Raw genomic sequence first — 20,185 nt, 5'->3', positions numbered from 1 at the left:
CCCCTCTTACACGCCGAGGGCGCGGTTGGCCTGCTCCAGCGGCGATGCACCGGCCGCCTGGGCGGCGGCCGCACGCTCGCGCTCGAGGTTGCGTTCCAGCTGCATCTTGGCCGCGCGGTACTGCTTGGGCCAGGCGATGTCCGGATACCCGATCTTGGCCGATTCCATGAGCGTCCAGGCCGGGTTGGCCAGGTGCGGGCGGGCCACGGCGCACAGGTCGGCGCGTCCGGCGGCGATGATGCTGTTGACGTGGTCGGCTTCCGAGATGGCGCCCACCGCGATGGTGGCAATGCCGGCCTCGTTGCGCACGCGGTCGGCAAAGGGCGTCTGGAACATGCGGCCGTACACCGGCTGCTCCTTCTTGCTCACCTGGCCCGACGAGCAGTCGATGAGGTCGGCGCCGGCTTCCTTGAAGATGCGGGCGATCTGCACCGCATCGTCGGGCGTGATGCCGCCTTCCACCCAGTCGTGCGCCGAGATGCGCACCGACATCGGCAGGTTCTGCGGCCACACCTCGCGCACCGCGTGGAACACCTCCAGCGGGTAGCGCAAGCGGTTGGCCAACGAGCCGCCGTACTCGTCGGTGCGGTGATTGGTCAGAGGCGAGATGAAGGACGACAGCAGGTAGCCGTGTGCGCAGTGCAGCTCCAGCCAGTCGAAACCGGCCTGCGCCGCGAAGCGGGCGGCGCGCACGAAGTCTTCCTTGACGCGGTCCATGTCCTCGCGCGTCATGGCGCGCGACCAGGCGCTCACGCCGTCCAGGTACTGCTGCGGCGAGGCCGAGATGAGCGGCCAGTTGCCCGACTCCAGCGGCTGGTCGATGCCTTCCCATGCCAGCCGGGTCGAGCCCTTGGCGCCCGCATGGCCGATCTGCATGCCGATCTTCGCGTCGCTCTGCGCGTGCACGAAGTCGACGATGCGCTTCCAGCCAGCCTGCTGCGCCTCGTTCCACAGGCCCGGGCAGCCGGGGGTGATGCGCGCGTCGGGCGAGGTGCAGGTCATCTCCGCCATCACCAGGCCGGCGCCGCCCATGGCGCGCGCGCCCAGGTGCACCAGGTGGTAGTCAGCGGGCATGCCGTCTTCGCAGGAGTACTGCGCCATGGGCGAGACGACCACGCGGTTCTTCAATGTGACGCCGCGCACCTTGAAGGGCGTGAACATGGGCGGCACCGCCTGTTGGGCGCTGCCGCGCTGCTTGCCGGCGCGCTCGGCCAGCCAGTCCTCGAAATCCTCGACGTAGTGCTTGTCGCGCAGACGCAGGTTCTCGTGGCTGATGCGCTGGCTGCGCGTGAGCAGCGAGTAGGCGAACTGCTCGGGCGGCAGGTTGACGTAGCGGTCGACATGCTCGAACCACTCGGTGGAATTGCGCGCCGCGTTCTGGATGCGCAGCACCTCGACGCTGCGCACTTCCTCATAGTGCTGCAGGGCCGCCTGCAAGTCGCCCGGCGCCTGGCCGATGCAGCGGGCCAGCTCGATGGCGTCTTCCAGCGCCAGCTTGGTGCCCGAGCCGATGGAGAAGTGCGCCGTGTGCGCCGCGTCGCCCATGAGCACCACGGGCCGACCTCCGTTTTGGCCGTCGTGGTGCACCCAGCGCTTGCACACCACGCGCGGGAAGCGGATCCATTGCGCCGAGCCGCGCAGGTGGCTGGCGTTGGAGATGAGCGGGTTGCCGTCCAGGTACTTGGCGAAGAGCTTCTCGCAGAAGGCGATCGCCTCTTCCTTCTCCATCTTGTCCAGGCCGGCGCGTTCCCACACGGCCTGCGGCGTCTCGACGATGAAGGTGGAGTGCGTGTCGTCGAAGCGGTAGGCATGCGCCTGGAACCAGCCGTGCTCGGTTTCCTCGAAGGCGAAGGTGAAAGCGTCGAACAGCTTGGTGGTGCCCAGCCAGACGAAGCGGCAGTCGCGCAGGTCGATGTCCGGCTCGTAGGTGGCGGCGTACTTGGTGCGGATGCGGCTGTTCAGGCCGTCGCTGGCAATGATCAGGTCGGCGTCGGCATAGACGGTGTCGTCCTGCACGTCGGTCTCGAAGACCAGCTTCACGCCCACGTCCTCGCAGCGCTTTTGCAGGATGTTGAGCAGGCGCTTGCGGCCGATGCCGCAGAAGCCGTGGCCGCCCGACAGGGTCTTGTGGCCGCGGATGTTGACCTCGATGTCGTCCCAGTGGTTGAAGGCGTCCAGGATCTGGTGCGCGCTCACCGGGTCGGCCTGCTGCAGGTTGCCCAGCGTCTGGTCCGAAAAAACCACGCCCCAGCCGAAGGTGTCGTAGGGGCGGTTGCGCTCCACCACCGTGACCTCGTGCGAGGGGTCCTGCTGCTTCATCAACAGGGCGAAATACAGGCCGGCCGGACCGCCGCCGATGCAGACGATGTTCATCGCGTCTCCAGTTGCTCGAAGCCGAGGGCGGTTGTGCAAGGCCGCCGCACGGTAGGTTAGTGTTAAATGATTCAGTTCTAAACGATTCTATAGCCTTTCTTTTTCGCGCGCCAGCCCCCAAGCTGTGACAGGGTTTGACTGCCTGCCGGGCCGCGTTTGCATTCGTAGAATGAAAAGCTTGGCGCCCATTGGCGGCGCCCACCCCACGGAGACCTGCCCCATGAACGCCCCCACCGCCGTCAACCACCTGGTGCCCGAATTCCATCAGCGCGAAGTGCCCGAAGCGCTGATCGAGGCGCTGAAGGCGCGCTTCGGCCAGCAGCTGTCGACCGCGATGGCCGTGCGCAGCCAGCACGGCCGCGACGAGTCTTCCTTCGACGTGCCGCCGCCGGCCGCGGTGGTGTTCGCGCAAAGCACGCAGGACGTGGCCGATGCGGTGAAGCTGGCCAGCCAGTTCGAGGTGCCGGTGATTCCCTTCGGCGTGGGCTCGTCGCTGGAGGGCCACCTGCTGGCGGTGCAAGGCGGCATCAGCATCGACGTCTCGCGCATGAACCGCGTGGTGTCGGTGAACGCGGACGACCTCACGGTGACGGTGCAGCCCGGCGTGACGCGCAAGCAGCTCAACGACGAGATCAAGAGCACGGGGCTGTTCTTCCCCATCGACCCGGGCGCCGACGCCTCCATCGGCGGCATGACGGCCACGCGCGCCAGCGGCACGAATGCCGTGCGCTACGGCACCATGCGCGAGAACGTGCTGGCACTGGAGGTGGTGACGGCCAGCGGCGAGGTGATCCGCACCGGCACGCGCGCCAAGAAGAGCTCGGCCGGCTACGACCTCACGCGCCTGCTGGTGGGCAGCGAAGGCACGCTGGGCGTCATCACCGAAATCACCCTGCGCATCTATCCGCTGCCCGAGGCGGTGTCGGCCGCGATCTGCTCCTTTCCGAGCATCGAGGATGCGGTGCGCACCACCATCCAGATCATCCAGCTGGGCGTGCCGATCGCGCGCGTGGAACTGATCGACCAGCACACGGTGCGCATGGTCAACGCCCACTCCAAGCTGGGCCTGCGCGAAGAGCCCATGCTGCTGATGGAGTTCCACGGCTCGCCCGCCGGCGTGAAGGAGCAGGCCGAGACGGTGCAGGACATTGCCAGCGAGCACGGCGGCAAGGCCTTCGAATGGGCCAGCACGCCCGAGGAGCGCACGCGCCTGTGGACGGCGCGGCACAACGCCTACTTCGCCGCGGTGCAGTCACGCCCCGGCTGCCGCGTGATCTCCACCGACACCTGCGTGCCGATCTCGCGCCTGGCCGACTGCCTGCTCGACTCGGTGAAAGAAGCGGACGCCAGCGGCATCCCCTACTTCCTGGTGGGCCACGTGGGCGACGGCAACTTCCACTTCGGCTACCTGCTCGACCCCAATGCGCCGGAAGAACGCGTGAAGGCGGAGCAGCTCAACCACGCGCTGGTGGCACGCGCCCTGGCCCTGGAAGGCACCTGCACCGGCGAGCACGGCGTGGGCCTGCACAAGATGGGCTTCCTGGTCGACGAGGCCGGCGTGGGCGCGGTGGACATGATGCGCACGATCAAGCGCGCGCTCGACCCGAAGAACATCATGAACCCCGGGAAGATCTTCAGCCTGTAAGCGCGCGCAGGCTCATGGCCTGCGCCGCCTGACCGCCGGGGCGGCCGATGTTCAGGCCGTGCGGCGGATCCGCTCGATCAGGCCGTTGAGCGCTTCGATGGAACCGAAGTGGATGGCGAGCTCCCCGCTCTCCTCCACCTTGCCATTGCGGCGGCTGCGCTTCTTCACGCGCACCTCGACCTCGGCGGTGAGCAGGTCGGCCAGTTCTTCTTCCACCCGCAGCACGTCGCGCGATTTCTCCGCGCCGTCGCGCCCGGGCCGCGGCGAGGCCTTGAGGCTGAACTCGGCCGACAGGCGCTTGACCAGCGCCTCGGCCTCGCGCACCGACATCTTCCTGGCGGCGATCTGGTTGGCCGCGGTGATCTGCGCGGCCTTGTCCAGCGACAGCAGCGCGCGCGCATGGCCCATGTCGATGTCGCCCGCCATGAGCATCTCCTGCGCCGGCGCGGCCAGGTTGAGCAGGCGCAGCAGGTTGCTGGCGGCGCTGCGCGAGCGGCCCACGGCTTGCGCGGCCTGTTCGTGCGTCAGGCCGAATTCGCTGGTAAGTCGCTGCAAACCCTGCGCTTCTTCCAGCGGATTGAGGTCTTCTCGCTGGATGTTCTCGATGAGCGACATGGCCGCGGCGGCCTCGTTGGGCACGTCGCGCACCAGCACCGGCACTTCGGCCAATCCCGCCAGCTTGGCGGCACGAAAGCGCCGTTCGCCGGCGATGATCTCGAATTCGGCGTTCTTGGCGCGGGCCGATTCCTCGTCGAGCCGGCGCACCAGGATGGGCTGCATGATGCCCTGCGCCTTGATGCTCTCGGCCAGCTCGTACAGCGCGCCCTCGTCCATGCGCGTGCGCGGCTGGTAGACGCCGGCCACCATGCGGTCCAGCGCCAGGGTGCTGGGGTCGGTCGGCGCCTTGCTGGTGGTGCCCTCTTCCGGCGCGTCATCGATCGATGTGGCGCCGGTGGCCGGCCCCAGCAGCGCTTCCAGGCCGCGGCCCAGTCCCTTGGGTTTCTTGGTGACCATCGTCTTCTTCAGTCTTTCTTCGGGTTCGATTCCTGCAGTTCCTGCAGCCAACGGCGGCCTTCAGGCCAGTCGCCGAGGCCGGACTCCGCATTGACGTGGCCGCGCGGGCCGACGTCGGTGAAGCTGGCGCCCCAGTCCTTCGCCATCTGGCGCGCACGGGCCGCCTCGCAGTACGGATCGTCGTCGGCCGCGATGAGATGCGCCGGGAAAGGCAGCCGCTGCCGCGCAATCGGCGCCCAGCCGGGGATCATCTGGCGCAGGTCGTCGCGCTCCACGTCGCCAGGTGCCACAAGCAAGGCGCCGCGCACCTTGTGCGTGTTCCGCGAATGCTGGGCCCACCAGGCGACCAGGATGCAGCCCAGACTGTGGGCGGCGAACACGACGGGCTGGCTGGCCGCCAGCACCGCCTCTTCCAGCTGGATCTGCCAGTCGCCGCGCAGCGGACGCATCCAGTCATGCTGCTGGACGCGCCGGTCGCCGTAGCGATCTTCCCAGCGGCTTTGCCAGTGCTCCGGTCCGCTGTTCTGCCAGCCCGGCAGCAGCAGGACTTGGGTATTGCTCATCTTTGCTACTAAATTGATAGCGACAAAGCCTTTGCGGGCAAGGCCTTGGCGTTACTTTTGTTCAACTTCAGCAGGCGCCGCCACCGCGACGGACGGCAGCACGGCCGGCGCCTCCGGTGGTTCGGGTGCGGCCACGGAGGCGGGCTGCGCCGGCGGCATCTTCTGGATCATTTCCTCGGCAAAGCTGACGAAGGCCTGGCTGCCTTTGGCGGACGCGTCGAAGACCACGCCGGGCAGCCCGTAGCTCGGCGCCTCGGCCAGCCGGACGTTGCGCGGAATGACGGTGTCGAAGACCTTCTCGCCGAAGTGCGCCTTGAGCTGGTCGCTCACCTGCTGCTGCAGGGTGATGCGCGGATCGAACATCACCCGCAGCAGGCCGATGATCTGCAGGTTCTTGTTGAGGTTGGCATGCACCTGCTTGATGGTGTTGACCAGGTCGGTCAGGCCTTCGAGCGCGAAGTATTCGCACTGCATCGGCACGATCACCCCATGCGCGGCGCACAGGCCGTTCAAGGTCAGCAGGCTCAGGCTGGGCGGGCAGTCGATCAGCACGAAGTCGTATTCGGCCCCGACCGCGGCCAGCGCCGTGCGTAGGCGCTTCTCCCGCCGGTCGAGGGTGACCATTTCGACTTCGGCACCTGCCAGCTCGCGGTTGGCGCCCAGCACGTCGTACCCGCACCCCCCTTCCACCAGGCGCTCGGGCCGCACGCGCGCCTCGGCCACGGAAGCGGACTCCAGCAGCACGTCGTACACCGTCATTTCCAGTTGGCGCTTGTCCACGCCGGAACCCATGGTGGCATTGCCCTGGGGGTCCAGGTCGATCATCAGCACCCGCTGGCCCAGGCGGGCCAGGCCGGCTGCGAGGTTGACGGTGGTGGTGGTCTTGCCGACGCCGCCCTTCTGGTTGGCGATGCAGAAGATTCTTGCCATGTGCCGCCGTCAGTTCGAAATGGCCAGCTTGACGCCGAAGCCGACCAGGAAGATGCCGGCCAGCTTCTCCAGCGCGCCCGAGAGCTTGGGATTGGCGCGGATGCGCTCGGCCAGGAAGTGCGTGAGCAGCACCATGGTGAGGCAATAGGCGAAGGTCAGCGTCGCGATGGTCAGGGCCATCACGCCGAAGGTCGTCATGCCCTGGTGCTGCGCTGGATCGATGAACAGCGGGAAGAAGGCCATGTAGAAGACGATGGCCTTGGGGTTGAGCAAGGTGATGAGAAAGGCTTGCCGCGTGTACTGGCCCGGACGGATATGGAGGATGGGGCCGGCGCCCGGCTTGGCGCGGATCATCTTGAAGCCCAGCCATGCCAGGTAGGCGGCGCCGAGCCACTGGACCGCATGGAAGGCGGCCGGATACGCCGCCAGCAGCGCCGCCACGCCCGCGACTGCCGCCCACAGGAGGCACTGGTCACCCAGGATCAGACCCAACGCGGCGCCCAGCCCGCCCTGGATGCCGCCCTTCCCCGTCGAGGTGATCAACGCCAGGTTGCCCGGCCCCGGGATCAGGAGGAAAACGATGATGGCGGCGACAAAGGCGCCATAGTCAGCAATGCCGAACATGATGGGGTCTGAGAAAAGATTGTGGGGGAGTGCTTCGAGTCTACGCGAGGCACTCGCTTGCGGGGCGCCTCGCGCGCCCTGTTTGCGCTTCAGCCCGCGCTTTTTCGTGCCCAGACGACGCAGCGCTCGGCATCCAGGCCCGGAACGGTCAGTTGTTCCACGTGAAACACGTCGACTGTGCCCGCACCGAGTTGCGCGATTTCATCGCTCGGCAGTTTGCCCTTCATCGCCATCCAGATCCCGCCCGGCGCCAGCAACTGCTGCGAGCCGGAGAAGAAGTCCGCCAGCGAGGCAAAGGCCCGCGAACTGATGACGTCGTAGCTGCCGCCCATCGTCTCCACCCGGGTGTGCATGCCGTTGAGGTTGGGCAACCCTAGCTCTGCCGACACCTGGCGGATAAAGGCCGCCTTCTTGGCCACGGCATCCACGCAGCTGACCGACAGCTCGGGCCGCATGATGGCGATGACCGCCCCAGGGAGGCCGGCACCCGAACCGACGTCGAGCAGGCGCGACGCCTGCGGGCACTGCCTCTGGAGCGGGGCGATGATGGACAGGCTGTCCAGCAGGTGGTGCGTCAGCACCTGGGCCGGATCGCGCAGCGCCGTCAGGTTGTAGACCTTGTTCCACTTCAGGATGAGGTCGCCGTAGGCAAGAAGCTTGGCGGTTTGCCCGTCGGACAAATTCAGGCCCATCGCCTCGGCACCCTGGCGGAGGATGGCCTCGCGATCGGCGCTCATTCTTGGCCTCCGCCCTCGCCGGCTCTGTGCGGCTCGCTTTCCCTCAAGAACACGCGAGCTTGCTCGGGACGACCCGGCGCGGGCACTTGGCGCCCGCGCTCAGTCGCTTTGTCGCTTCCTCCCGAGAGGGCGCGAACTTGCTCGAAGCGGGCGCTCATTCGGCCGTCGCTTCCGCCGCAGCCGTGTCCACTGGCGCCGCAAAGGCGCGGTAGCCGCCCTTGCGCAGGTGAATCAGCAGGAGCGAAATGGCGGCGGGCGTCACGCCCGAAATGCGGGAGGCCTGGCCCAAGGTCTCCGGGCGGTGCTTGCTCAGCTTCTGACGCACTTCGATGCTCAGCGCGGCAACCTGCGAGTAGTCCAGGTCGGCGGGCAGCTTCATGGTTTCGAAGTGGGTGGAACGTTCCACCTCGTCGTGCTGGCGGTTGATGTAGCCCGAGTACTTGGCACTGATCTCGAGTTGCTCGATTTCGGTGGCGTTGAGTTCGACGCCCTCCCCGGCCGCGTACTTGCCGCCGTCCAGGGACATCAGGTCGGCATAGCTCACTTGCGGCCTGCGCAGCAGGTCGGCCAGGTTGTATTCGCGCTCGATGGCCTTGCCCAGCACGCGTTCCGATTCGCTGGCCGGCAGGTTGCGGGGATTCACCCAGATGGATTTCAGCCGCTCTGTTTCACGTGAAACAGCATCGCGCTTGCGCGAGAAAGCATCCCAGCGGGCGTCGTCCACCAAGCCAAGCTTGCGGCCAATCTCGGTCAGGCGCATGTCGGCGTTGTCCTCGCGCAGCTGCAGCCGGAACTCGGCGCGGCTGGTGAACATGCGGTAGGGCTCGGTCACGCCCTTGGTGATCAGGTCGTCCACCAGCACGCCCAGGTACGCCTCATCGCGTCGCGGCACCCAGGCCTCTTCGCCGCGGCACTGCAGCGCCGCATTGATGCCGGCAAACAGCCCCTGGGCCGCCGCCTCTTCATAGCCGGTGGTGCCGTTGATCTGGCCGGCGAAGAACAGGCCCTTGATCGAACGGGTTTCGAAGCTGCTCAGCAGCGCGCGCGGATCGAAGTAGTCGTACTCGATCGCGTAGCCGGGCCGCAGGATGTGTGCATTCTCCAGCCCGGGCAGCGAGCGCACCAGCGCGTACTGGATGTCGAAAGGCAGGCTCGTGGAGATGCCGTTCGGGTAGTACTCGTTGGTGGTCAGGCCTTCGGGCTCCAGGAAGATCTGGTGGCTGTCCTTGTCGGCAAAACGGTTGATCTTGTCTTCCACGCTCGGGCAGTAGCGCGGCCCCACCCCCTCGATCTTCCCGGTGAACATCGGGCTGCGGTCGAAGCCGGAGCGGATGATGTCGTGCGTACGCGCATTCGTGTGGGTGATCCAGCAGGGCATCTGCTGCGGATGCATGTCGGCCCGGCCCATGAAGCTGAACACGGGCATATGCGGCGTGGCCCCGCCCGGCATGCCGTCGCCGGGCTGCTCGGTGCACTTCGAGAAATCGATGGTCCGGCCGTCCAGGCGCGGTGGCGTGCCGGTCTTCAGGCGGCCTTGCGGCAGCTTCAGTTCCTTCAACCGCGCCGACAGGCTGACCGCCGGCGGGTCCCCTGCCCGGCCGGCTTGGTAGTTGTCCAGGCCCACATGGATGCGGCCGTCCAGGAAGGTGCCCGCGGTCAGCACCACCGTCCGGGCCCGGAAAGCGATGCCGACTTGCGTCACCGCGCCCACCACCCGGTCGCCCTCCACCATCAGGTCGTCCACCGCCTGCTGGAAGAGCTGCAGGTTGGGCTGGTTCTCCAGCCGGCGACGGATCGCCGCCTTATAAAGAATGCGGTCGGCCTGCGCCCGGGTCGCGCGCACCGCCGGACCCTTGCTGGAATTGAGGATGCGGAACTGGATGCCGGCCTCGTCCGTGGCCAGCCCCATCGCGCCGCCGAGCGCGTCCACCTCTTTCACCAGGTGTCCCTTGCCGATGCCGCCGATCGACGGGTTGCAGCTCATCTGCCCCAGCGTCTCGATGTTGTGAGAAAGGAGCAGCGTGCGCGCGCCCATGCGGGCCGCGGCCAAGGCAGCTTCGGTGCCGGCATGACCGCCGCCGACGACGATGACGTCGAATTCTTCTGGATAGAGCATGTGGAAAGGGGGGCGCAAATATCGCTTGCGCTGCGGATCGGGGAGAACCCTCAATTTTAGTCGGTGCGCAAAATTTACGCACCCCTTGCCCCCTTCAACCCCTCGGTCGCCGGAGCCTCGCCATTCCTCGATCGAATGCTATTCTTTTGATAGCAATCGATGGCTCATCCACGCGGGCCGCCATCTCTTTCGCGGCGAGCCTTGCGTCGCCCGCCCGGCAACACGGACCAGTTGGCCCGGGTCACCTGCAACACCCGCACCACGCGCTGCGCGGGGCTGGGCCGCGGGGATGACGAAGACGGCGACGCATCGCCGCGCCGCCCATCGTGCCGCAGCCGCGGCCCCAACAAGAGCGGCGGCATGCTCAGTCGATCGCCCTCTTCACGGCGCCCACGCCCAATGCAGCGAGCACCAGGAAGATCAACGCCAGCACCAGGAACACGCCGAACAGGAATTTGGCGATCCCCGCCGCCGCGGCCGCCAGCCCGGTAAAACCCAGTGCCCCGGCCACGAGCGCGACGAGCGCAAAGATGATGGCGTACTTCAACATGGACTTGCCTCCTGCACGGCGCGAAACACGCATTCGCCTGTTCCACGTGCGCCCAGCGTAGACAGGCGCAGCCGAGCACCGCATCGGCCGTCCCCGCAATGCCCCGTAGGACAAGTCCGCCGACCGAACCCGCTAGGATGGACCGGCTTTTTTCTTCATTACTTCAAAACCATCCAAGAAGGAGATTCCGCAATGAAGCTGTATTACTCGCCCGGAGCCTGTTCGCTGTCGCCGCACATCGCGCTGCATGAAGCCGGCCTGGCTTTCGAGCCCGTGCTGGCCAGCACCAAGACCCACAAGCTTCAGGACGGGACCGACTACTACGGCATCAACCCCCTGGGCTACGTGCCGCTGCTGGAGTTGGACGACGGCACCCTGCTGCGCGAAGGCCCGGCCATCGTGCAATACATCGCCGACCAGGCGCCCACCAAGAACCTGGCGCCCGCCAACGGCACGCTGCCGCGCTACCGCCTGCAGGAATGGCTGACCTTCATCGGCACCGAAGTCCACAAGACCTTCAGCCCCCTGTTCCGCCCCGACACGCCCGAGGAATACAAGACCACCTGCCGCGACAAGCTGGTGTCCCGCCTGACCTGGGTCGACGGCCAACTCGAAGGCAAGCAGTACCTCATGGGCGAGCATTTCAGCGTGGCCGACGGCTACCTGTTCACCGTCACCAACTGGGCCAAGCCCACCAATGTGGACATCAGCGGCCTGAAGAACCTGCTGGCCTACCGCGAGCGCATTGCGGCCCGCCCGGCCGTCCAGACGGCCATGAAGGCAGAAGGCCTCCTGAAATAAGGGCCGTGACCGCTAGGTGACAGCGCGCGGCGAGCCAAGGGTTTACCCTAATGCTTTTGGCTCACCGCGATTTCCCCATATGAAAACTCTGTTCGACCCAGTCCAGGCGGGAGACCTCCAACTCGCCAACCGCATCGCCATGGCGCCGCTCACGCGCAACCGCTCCCCCAATGCGGTGCCGCAGGAGATCACCGCCACCTACTATTCGCAGCGCGCCAGCGCCGGCCTGCTGATCAGCGAAGCCACCGCCATCAGCCAGCAAGGCCAGGGCTACGCCGACGTTCCGGGCCTGTACGCGCCCGAACAGCTGCTGGCCTGGAAGCGCGTCACCGACGCCGTCCATGCCAGCGGCGGCAAGATCGTCACCCAGCTCTGGCACGTGGGCCGCGTCTCGCACAACGACCTGCAGCCAGCAGGCGGCCAGCCCGTCGCGCCTTCCGCCATTGCGGCCAAGACCAAGACCGTGCTGATCAAGGACGGCGTGCCGACCTTCGTCGACACCTCCGAGCCGCGCGCCCTGCAACTCACCGAACTGCCTGGCATCGTGCATGACTACGAGCGCGCCGCCCGCTACGCGGTGCAGAGCGCCGGCTTCGACGGCGTCGAGATCCACGCGGCCAACGGCTACCTGCTCGACCAGTTCCTCAAGACCGGCAGCAACCAGCGCGACGACGCCTACGGCGGCAGCATCGAGAACCGCGCCCGCCTGCTCATCGATGTGGCCCGCGCGGTGGTGCAGGCCGTGGGCGGTGGACGCACCGGCATCCGCCTGTCGCCCGTCACGCCCGCCAACGACGTGGTGGACGCCGATCCGCAGCCGCTGTTCGAATACGTGCTGCGCGAGTTGGCGCCCCTGGGCCTGGCCTATGTGCACGTGATCGAGGGCGCCACCGGCGGCCCGCGCGAGCTGGCCGACCGCCCCTTCGACTACGCCGCCCTCAAGGCCGCGTACCGCAACGCCGGCGGCCAGGCCGCCTGGATGGTGAACAACGGCTACGACAAGGTGCTGGCCGAGAAGGCCCTGGCCGAAGGCGCCGACCTGGTGGCATTCGGCAAGCCATTCATCTCCAACCCCGACCTGGTGCGCCGCCTGCGCGAAGACGCACCGCTCAACGCCTGGGACAAGTCCACCTTCTACGGTGGCGGCGCCAAGGGCTACATCGACTATCCGGAGATGAGCCCCCCGGCTTCTCACGCCGCTACGCGCGGCGTGTAGTTCGCCACCCCCCAAGGGGGAGGCCACACCTGAGGCCCGGCAAAGCCGGTTCCTCGGTGTGTTGCTGGCTACGGGTGTAGCTATTCAAGGCGCGCGCCTCAGCAGCAGCGCATTGGCCATCACGCTCACGCTCGACAGCGCCATCGCCGCGCCGGCCACCACCGGGCTGAGCAGGCCAATGGCCGCGAGCGGAATGCCGGCCACGTTGTAGGCAAAGGCCCAGAACAGGTTCTGCCGGATCTTGGCCACGGTGCGCGCCGAGAGGTCGAAGGCATCGGCCACCAGCGACACGTCGCCGCGCATGAGCGTGATGCCGGCGGCTTCCATTGCCACGTCGGTGCCGTGCGCCATGGCCATGCCCACGTCGGCCGCGGCCAGTGCGGGCGCATCGTTGGCGCCGTCGCCCACCATGGCCACCACGTGGCCGCCGGCGCGCAGGGCCTGGACCACCGCCGCCTTGTCGCCGGGCAGCACTTCGGCACGCACATCTTCGGCGGCGATGCCCACGCGCTCGGCCATGGCCTGCGCCGCGCGGCGGTTGTCGCCCGAGATCATCACCACGCGCAGGCCGCGGGCGCGCAGCCTGGCGACGGCCTGCGCCGCTTCGGGCTTGGGTTCGTCGGCGAAGGCCAGCAGCGCCATGGCCTGCGCCTGTCCGGTGGCGGCTGCGTCGAAGCGCAGCAGCGCGGAAATGGTCGCGCCTTGCGACTGCAGCTGCGCCAGCAGTTCGGTCGGCACCGGCACGCCCAGCTCCTCGCGCCAGCGCATGCTGGCCAGCGCCCATTCGTCGCCGCCCTCATCCGCACCGATGCCCAGGCGGCCGCGCATGCCACGCCCATCCACCGCGCGCAGGTCGAGCACGGCGCCTTCGAAGGCCACGCCCTGCGCATTGGCCGCGTCGAGCACCGCGCGCGCCAGCGGGTGGGTGCTGCCGCTTTGCAGCGCTGCGGCCGCAGCCAGCAAGGCGCGCTCGTCCATGCCGACGCCCGGCAAGGGCAGCAGCTGCGTCAGGGTCGGCTTGCCGACGGTCAGCGTGCCGGTCTTGTCGAAAGCCACGGTGTCGACGCGATGCGCGAGTTCGAGCGCCGTGGCGTCCTTGATCAGGATGCCGCGCCGCGCGGCCACGCCGGTGCCCGCCATCACCGCCACGGGCGTCGCCAGTCCCAGCGCACACGGACAGGCAATGACCAGCACCGCCACCGCGTGGATCAGCGCCTGCTCGATGCCCGCGCCCATCGCCAGCCAGCCCAGCAGCGTCACGAGCGCAATCACGAGCACCACCGGCACGAACACCGCGGCCACCTTGTCGACCAGCTGCTGGATCGGCGCCTTGGCCGCCTGCGCATCCTCGACCAGGCGGATGATGCGCGACAGCACGCTCTCGGCGCCCACCGTGCGCACTTCCATCACCAGGCGGCCTTCGCCGTTGACCGAGCCACCCGTCAGTTCTTCGCCCGGCGCCTTGGCCACCGGCAGCGGCTCGCCGGTGAGCATGGATTCGTCCACCGAAGAGCGGCCCTCGATCACCACGCCGTCGGCGGGCACGCGTTCGCCGGCGCGCACCGACAGGCGGTCGCCGGCCAGCAGCTCGGCCACCGGCACATCGGACTCCTTGCCCGTCTTCGCGTCGACCACGTGGGCGATGTCCGGTCGCAGCGCCTGCAGCGCGCGGATGGCCGAGGTGGCCTGGCGCTTGGCCCGCGACTCCAGCCACTTGCCCAGAAGAATGAGCGTGATGACCACCGCCGCCGCCTCGAAATACAGGTGCGGCATGCCGCCGGCCGGCGCACGCCACCACAGCCACAGCGACAGGCCGAAGGCCGCGCTGGTGCCCAGGGCCACCAGCAGGTCCATGTTGCCGGTGCCGGCCCGCGCCGCATGCCAGCCGGCACGGTAGAAGCGCGCGCCCAGCCAGAACTGCACCGGCGCGGCCAGCAGGAACTGCGCCCACGGCGGCAGCATCCAATGCACGCCCAGGGGTTCGAGCAGCATGGGCGCCAACAACGGCGCCGACAGCAGCAGCCCCACCGCCACCGGCATGAAGCCCGCCCAGGGCGAAGCGGCCGCCGCCTCGTCCTCGGCCGAAGCCTCGCGCGGCTCGTAGCCGGCCTGGCGCACGGCGCGGCGCAGGCGCGCCTGCAGGTCGGGAGAAGGCGCGGCCACCACACGGGCCGACTCGGTGGCGAGATTCACCGAAGCCTCCTGCACGCCGGGCACGCGCATCAGGGCGCGCTCCACGCGGCTCACGCAAGAGGCACAGGTCATGCCGCCCACCAGGAAGTCGGTGCTTTGCAGCAAAGAGGATTGCGTCGTTGTGTTCATGGGATGAAGGCTAGACCTTCACATCATGTGAGAGTCAACATCTTTTTGATTTTTCGGAAGATGCTTGACCTTGACATGGTGTCATGGATAACACTTTCAACATTCAATCAAGCCAAGGAGCAGATCGTATGAGCCAGTATCAATTCCAGGTCGCCGGCATGAGTTGCGGCCATTGCGTGCGCGCCGTCGAGGAAGCCGTGCAGAGCATCGACGCGAACGCGCAGGTCAAGGTCGAGCTCGCCCAGGGCCAGGTGCAGGTGGAAAGCCAGCAGCCGCGCGAAGCGCTGGCCGCCGCCATTGCCGACGCCGGCTACACGGTGCAATGAGCGCCGTACATGCGAGCGCCCCGCACGGCGCAGTGGAGAACAACGCCCTGCCGGTCAACATCGGCGAGGCGGCGCGCCTGTCGGGCATCTCCGCCCGCATGGTGCGCCACTACGAAGGGCTGGGCCTGCTCGGCGAAGTCCATCGCACCGAGAGCGGCTACCGCCAGTACACCCCGGCCGACGTGCACACCCTGCGCTTCATCAAGCGCTCGCGCGAGATGGGCTTCTCGATGGAGCGGGTGGCCGAGCTGGTCGACCTCTGGCACAACCGGCGCCGCACCAGTTCCAGCGTCAAGCGCATTGCGCAGAGCCACCTCGAAGAATTGGAGCGCCGCATCGCCGCCATGCAGGGCATGCAGCGCACGCTGGCGCACCTGGTGCATTGCTGCCAAGGGGACCAGCGACCCGATTGCCCTATCCTGGACGACCTAGCACGTATCTCTTGAACACTTTTGTATCCAAATGCAGAATGCGCGATTCCCGCATCTGAAAACTGGAGACTGTTCATGCTCAGGCGCCTGGTGCCGCAAGCGATCCGCGAAGCCCGCTACCGCAAAAGCTTCATCCAGAACACGACCGACAACCTGTTCATGGGCTCGTTCGAGAGCTTCGCGGCCGCACAAGCGGGTGCGCCCGCCGCCAAACCGGTTGGCTACGACAACGCCGAAAAGGCGCGCAACTTCTACTCCCATCAGATCTACTTCTACGACTATCCGGCCCTTTTCTGGATCGGCCGCTCGATCGCCGAGGGCTTGCGCAGCGTGTTTGACCTCGGCGGCCACGTGGGCATCAAGTACTACGCCTTCAACCGCCTGCTGACCTACCCCGACGACCTGCGCTGGATGGTGTGCGACGTGAAGGGCGTGACCCAGACCGGCAGGGAGCTCGCGGCCGAACTCGGCAGCGCGCATCAGCTGAGCTTCACCACCGAATACGGTGATGCCTCGGGCTTCGACGTGCTCTTTGCTTCGGGCAGCCTGCAGTACCTGCCGCAGCGCCTCTCCGAAATCCTTGCCACCTTGCCGGTCAAGCCCAGGCGGATCATCGTGAACACCGCGGCCGTCCACCCGGACCGCACGATCTTCACGATCAACAGCATCGGCTTTGCCACGTGCCCGTACCGTATCCAGCATCACAGCGAACTGCTGTCCGAACTCACCGCGGCAGGCTACAAGCGGCTCGACGGCTGGCGCAATGAAGGCAAGCCCATCGAGGTGCCGTTCGTGGAAGGCGGGGACAAGCCCTTCTACGCCGGCTGCTGCTTCGACCTGCGCTGACGGCGTGGGGCGCGAAACGCCCCGCTACCATGGCGCCATGTCCTTTTCGCAGCCACGCGTCCTGATCGCCGAAGACGAGTCCGGCATCGCGGACACCCTGCAGTACGTCCTCAAGAGCGACGGCTTCGTGCCCGTGTGGTGCGCCACCGCGCAGGCGGCGCTCGCCGAATTCGCGTCGCAGCCGCCGGCCATCGTCATCCTCGACATCGGCCTGCCCGACATGAACGGCTTCGAGCTGTTCAAGCGCCTGCAGGCCATGAGCCGCGCAGCCGGCGGGCCGGACGTGCCGATGCTCTTCCTGACCGCGCGCAACGACGAGATCGACCGCGTGGTGGGGCTGGAACTGGGCGCGGACGACTACATCGCCAAGCCTTTCTCGCCGCGCGAGCTGGTGGCGCGGGTGCGCACCATCCTTCGCCGCAGCGGCGCGCTGGCGAGTGCCGCGCCCGCTCCCGCCGCAACCGCGCCAGCGCCCACCGCTGCAGCACCCGCCCAGCCCTTTGCGCTCGACAACGAGCGCATGCAGATCCGCTACTACGGCCGCCTGCTCGAACTCTCTCGCTACGAATACGGCCTGCTGCGCCTGATGATCCAGCGGCCCGGCCGGGTCTTCACCCGCGAAGAACTGCTGCAACTGGTGTGGGACGACGCCAGCGACAGCTTCGATCGCACGGTGGACGCGCACATCAAGACGCTGCGCGCCAAGCTGCGCGAGGTGGCGCCGCAGGTCGAGCCCATCCGCACGCTGCGCGGCACCGGCTACGCGCTCAACGAAGACCTGCCGCCCACACCGCAATGAAGCCCTCGCCCGACGGCACGCGGCGCCAGCGCCAGCAGGCCACGAGCCGCGGCGCCCTCTCGCGGCGCACGCGCATCTTCCTCGGCGTGCTGCTGATCTACTTTGCCGGCATCGCCTTCCTGCTGTATCGCGTGGTGGCCGACATCGACCCGCGCTACCGCGAATCGGCCGAAGAGTCGCTGGTGGAAATCTCGCAGCTCATGGCCAGCATGGTGGAACAGGACGTGATCGCCGGCGCCATCAACACGCAGCGGCTGGAGCCGCTCTTTCGCTCGGTGTATGCCCGCGAGTTCTCGGCGCAGATCTACAACCTGCACAAGACACGGGTGGAGCTGCGCATGGTGGTTACCGACGAGCATGGGCGCGTGATCTTCGACTCCACCGGCCGCGACCTCAACGCCGACTATTCGCGCTGGAGCGATGTGAGCCGCGCCCTTGCCGGCCAGTACGGCGCACGCACCACGCGCGACCTGCCGGGCGATCCGCTCACCTCCGTGATGTACGCCGCCGCACCGATCCGCTGGGGCAGCGAGATCGTGGGCGTGGTGAGCGTGGGCAAGCCGGTGCAGAGCTTCGGCCAGTTCGTGCAGGACGCGCGGGCGCGCACGCTGTGGGTGGGCGTGGGCTCGGCGCTGGCCCTGCTGCTGCTCACCGTCATCGTCTCCATCTGGCTGGTGCGGCCCTTCGGCCTGATCTCGGATTACCTGCGCTGGCTGCGGCAGCAGCGCAGCCTGACGCTGTCTCGCATGCTGCGCCGCGCCGTCGACACCCTGCGCGGCGGCCTGCGCGAAATGCGCGACGCCCTCACCGGCCGCAGCTACGTGGCCGACTACGTGCAGACCTTCACGCACGAGATCAAGAGCCCGCTCTCGGCCATCCGCGGCGCGGCCGAGCTGCTGCAGGAGCCCTCGATGCCGCAGGCCGAGCGCGACCACTTCCTGGCCAACATCGCCGGCGAGACGCAGCGCATCCAGGAGATCGTCGACCGCATGATGGAACTCACCGCGCTGGAAACCCAGCGCGCGCTGGAACGCAGCGAAACCGTGTCGCTCGCGCCGCTGCTGCACGAGGTGGCGGCCAGCGCCGAGAACGCTGCCGCCGCCAGGCAGATCCGCCTGCATGTGGCCATCGACAGCAATGCCAAGGTGGAGGGCGACCCGTTCCTGCTGCGCCGCGCCGTGAGCAACCTGCTGGACAACGCCATCGATTTCTCGCCGCCCGGCGCCGAGGTGGCGCTGGCCCTGCACGTGGGCTCGCGCGAGGCGCGCATCACCGTGCGCGATCACGGCCAGGGCATTCCGGACTATGCCCGCGAGCAGGTCTTCGAGAAGTTCTATTCGCTGGCCCGGCCGCACAGCCAGAAGAAGAGCACCGGGCTGGGCCTGGCCTTCGTGAAGGAGATCGCCGGCCTGCACCGCGGGCGCATCGCGCTGGACAACGCGCCGCGCGGCGGGGCGATCGCGACGCTGAGCCTGCCTCTGGCGTCGAGCTAGTTCTGCCGATGCGCTGCGCCTCAGCGCGCGGAGCAGGCCTTCTTCGCGATGGTGGCCAGCGCCACGTTCGTGCCGATCTCTTCCTCGGCCGTGGCCCCCAGCGTCAAGACCACGTCGCCCTTGCCCATCGGCCCGTCGATGTAGCTGGAGCCCACCGAGCTGTAGGTGGACCGGGCGCAGTCCAGCTCGATGCGGTCGCGGATGGAGTGGACTTCCCTGTCCTTGACGTCCAGGCGCGCCGTCGGCGGAAGGTCGTACAGCGTGGAGACGCGCACGCGCTGTCCTTCCTTCTGCACGTCGGCATCGTCCATGTAGAGCGCCCACTTGCCATCGTTCGCCTCCAGCGGCGCCACGACGCTCCAGCCCGCATGCGCGCCCAGGCAGGCCGCCAGCGCCAGCAGCGGGATCAGCGACTTCTTCCTCATCGTCCTCTTTCCTTTCAGAGAGAGGAGTATCGCCGTGCGCACGCAGCGCGAACCAAGGAATACGCCCAGAGTGGGCAGAGATGAAAACGAAGGTTTAAAAGATCAAATGCCAAGACGCCGCGGCCCGTCTGCGGTTCGCAACGAAGCCTCGGGTCGACGCTTCACACTTTCCGGATCGGTCCAGGATAGAGCGCGACATTCGAGTCCGCGGTCAGCAGCGTCATCCCTTCGGCCGTCGCCTGCGCAACCAGCAGGCGATCGAACGGATCCTTGTGAATGGATGGCAGCCCTTCCATCGCCAGCACATGCGCCCCGGTGATCAACAGTTCGGCATAGCCGTTGTCGAGCAGGCCACGCCGAAGCAGATTCGCGTCCACCTGAAAATCCGGCCGGCCCAGCCCCCGCTTGATGACAACTTCCCAGATGCTGGCCACACTGAAACACAGCGTGTTGTCCGCCGATTCGATCATCTTGCGCGTTGCGGCGGAAAGTCGCTTGGGCGTGCCCGCTGCCCACAGCAGCAGGTGCGTATCCAGAAGAAGCTTCATCAGGCGCCGCTGCTGAACAGATGCTCGATCTCGGTCGAACCCATGGTGTCGAAGTCGTCCGGCACCTCGATCTGTCCAGCAAGAAATCCAAGGCGCTTGGGCGGCGCCGCCTCCTGCGCGTCGAGCGGAACCACCTTGACCATCGGCTTGCCTGCCTTGGCGATGACGAAGGACTCCCCCCGCGCAACGCGTTCGACAATGCGCGACAGATGCGTCTTCGCCTCGTGGATGTTGATGGTTTGCATGGCGCTCCCTATATGGACTAAGTCAAGTTAGTTTAGTCCAACTTCAATCCTGGCGCCTACCGCCTGAACAGATCCAGGATCCAGTTGCGGTCCGGCGACTGCGAAGGCTGCTGGGGAGTGGGCGCCGCGCCGCCCATGGCCTCGGCCGGCGCGCTGCCGCCGAAGCCCGGCACGGTGCCGG

General features: G+C 67.5%; 20 protein-coding genes. 8 read left to right on the top strand and 12 right to left on the bottom strand.

The annotated features are described in order from the left end of the window. Positions 1 to 6 precede the first annotated feature (6 nt). Positions 7 to 2,373, bottom strand: coding sequence for a bifunctional salicylyl-CoA 5-hydroxylase/oxidoreductase (locus VSO01S_RS17050; RefSeq protein WP_068644005.1), 2,367 nt, complete (start codon positions 2,371 to 2,373; stop codon positions 7 to 9). A 220-nt stretch (positions 2,374 to 2,593) separates the two neighbouring features. Here VSO01S_RS17050 and VSO01S_RS17045 point away from each other — a divergent pair, with 220 nt between their 5' ends. After that, entirely contained in the window at positions 2,594 to 4,018 is a 1,425-nt protein-coding gene (locus VSO01S_RS17045; protein WP_068644004.1) for an FAD-binding oxidoreductase, read from the top strand. 51 nt (positions 4,019 to 4,069) lie between these two features. Here VSO01S_RS17045 and VSO01S_RS17040 read toward each other — a convergent pair whose 3' ends face one another. The 7 genes from VSO01S_RS17040 to VSO01S_RS17010 form a co-directional block, all read right to left on the bottom strand. After that, positions 4,070 to 5,032, bottom strand: coding sequence for a ParB/RepB/Spo0J family partition protein (locus VSO01S_RS17040; RefSeq protein WP_068644003.1), 963 nt, complete (start codon positions 5,030 to 5,032; stop codon positions 4,070 to 4,072). Between the two features lie 8 nt (positions 5,033 to 5,040). Beyond that, positions 5,041 to 5,595 carry an RBBP9/YdeN family alpha/beta hydrolase gene (locus VSO01S_RS17035; protein ID WP_068644002.1) on the bottom strand — a complete coding sequence of 185 codons (555 nt, stop codon included), beginning with the start codon at positions 5,593 to 5,595 and terminating at the stop codon, positions 5,041 to 5,043. 51 nt (positions 5,596 to 5,646) lie between these two features. Then, entirely contained in the window at positions 5,647 to 6,525 is an 879-nt protein-coding gene (locus tag VSO01S_RS17030; protein WP_068644001.1) for a ParA family protein, read from the bottom strand. 9 nt (positions 6,526 to 6,534) lie between these two features. Next, positions 6,535 to 7,149, bottom strand: coding sequence for a LysE family transporter (locus tag VSO01S_RS17025; protein WP_068644000.1), 615 nt, complete (start codon positions 7,147 to 7,149; stop codon positions 6,535 to 6,537). A gap of 89 nt (positions 7,150 to 7,238) precedes the next feature. Continuing rightward, positions 7,239 to 7,886, bottom strand: coding sequence for a 16S rRNA (guanine(527)-N(7))-methyltransferase RsmG (gene rsmG / locus VSO01S_RS17020; protein ID WP_068643999.1), 648 nt, complete (start codon positions 7,884 to 7,886; stop codon positions 7,239 to 7,241). Between the two features lie 154 nt (positions 7,887 to 8,040). Continuing rightward, complete coding sequence (gene mnmG, locus VSO01S_RS17015; RefSeq protein ID WP_068643998.1) at positions 8,041 to 10,002, bottom strand: tRNA uridine-5-carboxymethylaminomethyl(34) synthesis enzyme MnmG; 1,962 nt, start codon at positions 10,000 to 10,002, stop codon at positions 8,041 to 8,043. 364 nt (positions 10,003 to 10,366) lie between these two features. Continuing rightward, on the bottom strand, positions 10,367 to 10,552 hold the full coding sequence (locus VSO01S_RS17010) for a DUF1328 domain-containing protein (RefSeq protein ID WP_068643997.1): 186 nt from the start codon (positions 10,550 to 10,552) through the stop codon (positions 10,367 to 10,369). A gap of 192 nt (positions 10,553 to 10,744) precedes the next feature. Here VSO01S_RS17010 and gstA point away from each other — a divergent pair, with 192 nt between their 5' ends. Both gstA and VSO01S_RS17000 read left to right on the top strand, forming a co-directional pair. Continuing rightward, positions 10,745 to 11,353 (top strand): glutathione transferase GstA, encoded by a 609-nt coding sequence (gstA, locus tag VSO01S_RS17005; RefSeq protein ID WP_068643996.1) that lies wholly within the window; start codon positions 10,745 to 10,747, stop codon positions 11,351 to 11,353. 79 nt (positions 11,354 to 11,432) lie between these two features. Further along, on the top strand, positions 11,433 to 12,569 hold the full coding sequence (locus VSO01S_RS17000; protein ID WP_068643995.1) for an alkene reductase: 1,137 nt from the start codon (positions 11,433 to 11,435) through the stop codon (positions 12,567 to 12,569). Between the two features lie 84 nt (positions 12,570 to 12,653). On the opposite strand, the gene VSO01S_RS16995 is transcribed toward VSO01S_RS17000, so the two are convergent. Next, positions 12,654 to 14,891, bottom strand: a complete 2,238-nt coding sequence (locus VSO01S_RS16995) for a heavy metal translocating P-type ATPase (RefSeq protein WP_068643994.1) — start codon at positions 14,889 to 14,891, stop codon at positions 12,654 to 12,656. 128 nt (positions 14,892 to 15,019) lie between these two features. On the opposite strand from VSO01S_RS16995, the gene VSO01S_RS16990 reads away from it, so the two are divergent. The 5 genes from VSO01S_RS16990 to creC are packed head-to-tail and all read left to right on the top strand — an operon-like array spanning position 15,020 to position 18,786. Then, positions 15,020 to 15,217, top strand: a complete 198-nt coding sequence (locus VSO01S_RS16990; protein WP_068643993.1) for a heavy-metal-associated domain-containing protein — start codon at positions 15,020 to 15,022, stop codon at positions 15,215 to 15,217. Next, positions 15,214 to 15,663 carry a Cu(I)-responsive transcriptional regulator gene (gene cueR / locus VSO01S_RS16985; protein ID WP_068643992.1) on the top strand — a complete coding sequence of 150 codons (450 nt, stop codon included), beginning with the start codon at positions 15,214 to 15,216 and terminating at the stop codon, positions 15,661 to 15,663. Before VSO01S_RS16990 ends, cueR begins: the two co-directional genes overlap by 4 nt. Before the next feature lie 60 nt (positions 15,664 to 15,723). After that, positions 15,724 to 16,494, top strand: a complete 771-nt coding sequence (locus VSO01S_RS16980; RefSeq protein WP_068643991.1) for a TIGR04325 family methyltransferase — start codon at positions 15,724 to 15,726, stop codon at positions 16,492 to 16,494. A gap of 37 nt (positions 16,495 to 16,531) precedes the next feature. Beyond that, positions 16,532 to 17,293 (top strand): two-component system response regulator CreB, encoded by a 762-nt coding sequence (gene creB, locus VSO01S_RS16975; RefSeq protein WP_068644019.1) that lies wholly within the window; start codon positions 16,532 to 16,534, stop codon positions 17,291 to 17,293. Then, the gene (gene creC, locus VSO01S_RS16970) at positions 17,290 to 18,786 is read left to right on the top strand and encodes a two-component system sensor histidine kinase CreC (RefSeq protein ID WP_068643990.1); all 1,497 of its coding nucleotides are present in this window, start codon (positions 17,290 to 17,292) and stop codon (positions 18,784 to 18,786) included. The genes creB and creC overlap by 4 nt, the downstream gene beginning before the upstream one ends. Positions 18,787 to 18,806: 20 nt before the next feature. Here the strand turns inward: creC and VSO01S_RS16965 are convergent, their stop codons facing one another. The 3 genes from VSO01S_RS16965 to VSO01S_RS16955 form a co-directional block, all read right to left on the bottom strand. Further along, complete coding sequence (locus VSO01S_RS16965) at positions 18,807 to 19,211, bottom strand: surface-adhesin E family protein (RefSeq protein WP_068643989.1); 405 nt, start codon at positions 19,209 to 19,211, stop codon at positions 18,807 to 18,809. 161 nt (positions 19,212 to 19,372) lie between these two features. Beyond that, positions 19,373 to 19,759, bottom strand: coding sequence for a type II toxin-antitoxin system VapC family toxin (locus tag VSO01S_RS16960; RefSeq protein ID WP_068643988.1), 387 nt, complete (start codon positions 19,757 to 19,759; stop codon positions 19,373 to 19,375). Beyond that, a complete protein-coding gene (locus VSO01S_RS16955) occupies positions 19,759 to 20,004 on the bottom strand; it encodes a type II toxin-antitoxin system Phd/YefM family antitoxin (protein ID WP_068643987.1) in 246 nt (81 codons plus the stop codon). Before VSO01S_RS16955 ends, VSO01S_RS16960 begins: the two co-directional genes overlap by 1 nt. Between the last annotated feature and the right edge of the window lie 181 nt (positions 20,005 to 20,185).

Source organism: Variovorax soli NBRC 106424, assembly GCF_001591385.1.
Taxonomy (GTDB): domain Bacteria; phylum Pseudomonadota; class Gammaproteobacteria; order Burkholderiales; family Burkholderiaceae_C; genus Variovorax; species Variovorax soli.
The sequence above is the reverse complement of the archived record's forward strand: the minus strand, read 5'-3'. Positions and strand labels throughout refer to the sequence as shown.

Bases quoted from the DNA above. Each gene is read 5' to 3' on its own strand.
- VSO01S_RS16995 (WP_068643994.1), bottom strand. From the start codon at position 14,891: ATGAACACAACGACGCAATCCTCTTTGCTGCAAAGCACCGACTTCCTG.
- VSO01S_RS17010 (WP_068643997.1), bottom strand. From the start codon at position 10,552: ATGTTGAAGTACGCCATCATCTTTGCGCTCGTCGCGCTCGTGGCCGGG.
- creB (WP_068644019.1), top strand. From the start codon at position 16,532: ATGTCCTTTTCGCAGCCACGCGTCCTGATCGCCGAAGACGAGTCCGGC.
- creC (WP_068643990.1), top strand. From the start codon at position 17,290: ATGAAGCCCTCGCCCGACGGCACGCGGCGCCAGCGCCAGCAGGCCACG.
- VSO01S_RS17050 (WP_068644005.1), bottom strand. From the start codon at position 2,373: ATGAACATCGTCTGCATCGGCGGCGGTCCGGCCGGCCTGTATTTCGCC.
- cueR (WP_068643992.1), top strand. From the start codon at position 15,214: ATGAGCGCCGTACATGCGAGCGCCCCGCACGGCGCAGTGGAGAACAAC.
- VSO01S_RS17030 (WP_068644001.1), bottom strand. From the start codon at position 6,525: ATGGCAAGAATCTTCTGCATCGCCAACCAGAAGGGCGGCGTCGGCAAG.
- VSO01S_RS16990 (WP_068643993.1), top strand. From the start codon at position 15,020: ATGAGCCAGTATCAATTCCAGGTCGCCGGCATGAGTTGCGGCCATTGC.
- gstA (WP_068643996.1), top strand. From the start codon at position 10,745: ATGAAGCTGTATTACTCGCCCGGAGCCTGTTCGCTGTCGCCGCACATC.
- VSO01S_RS16960 (WP_068643988.1), bottom strand. From the start codon at position 19,759: ATGAAGCTTCTTCTGGATACGCACCTGCTGCTGTGGGCAGCGGGCACG.
- VSO01S_RS17040 (WP_068644003.1), bottom strand. From the start codon at position 5,032: ATGGTCACCAAGAAACCCAAGGGACTGGGCCGCGGCCTGGAAGCGCTG.
- rsmG (WP_068643999.1), bottom strand. From the start codon at position 7,886: ATGAGCGCCGATCGCGAGGCCATCCTCCGCCAGGGTGCCGAGGCGATG.
- VSO01S_RS17000 (WP_068643995.1), top strand. From the start codon at position 11,433: ATGAAAACTCTGTTCGACCCAGTCCAGGCGGGAGACCTCCAACTCGCC.
- VSO01S_RS17035 (WP_068644002.1), bottom strand. From the start codon at position 5,595: ATGAGCAATACCCAAGTCCTGCTGCTGCCGGGCTGGCAGAACAGCGGA.
- VSO01S_RS16955 (WP_068643987.1), bottom strand. From the start codon at position 20,004: ATGCAAACCATCAACATCCACGAGGCGAAGACGCATCTGTCGCGCATT.
- VSO01S_RS16965 (WP_068643989.1), bottom strand. From the start codon at position 19,211: ATGAGGAAGAAGTCGCTGATCCCGCTGCTGGCGCTGGCGGCCTGCCTG.
- mnmG (WP_068643998.1), bottom strand. From the start codon at position 10,002: ATGCTCTATCCAGAAGAATTCGACGTCATCGTCGTCGGCGGCGGTCAT.
- VSO01S_RS16980 (WP_068643991.1), top strand. From the start codon at position 15,724: ATGCTCAGGCGCCTGGTGCCGCAAGCGATCCGCGAAGCCCGCTACCGC.
- VSO01S_RS17045 (WP_068644004.1), top strand. From the start codon at position 2,594: ATGAACGCCCCCACCGCCGTCAACCACCTGGTGCCCGAATTCCATCAG.
- VSO01S_RS17025 (WP_068644000.1), bottom strand. From the start codon at position 7,149: ATGTTCGGCATTGCTGACTATGGCGCCTTTGTCGCCGCCATCATCGTT.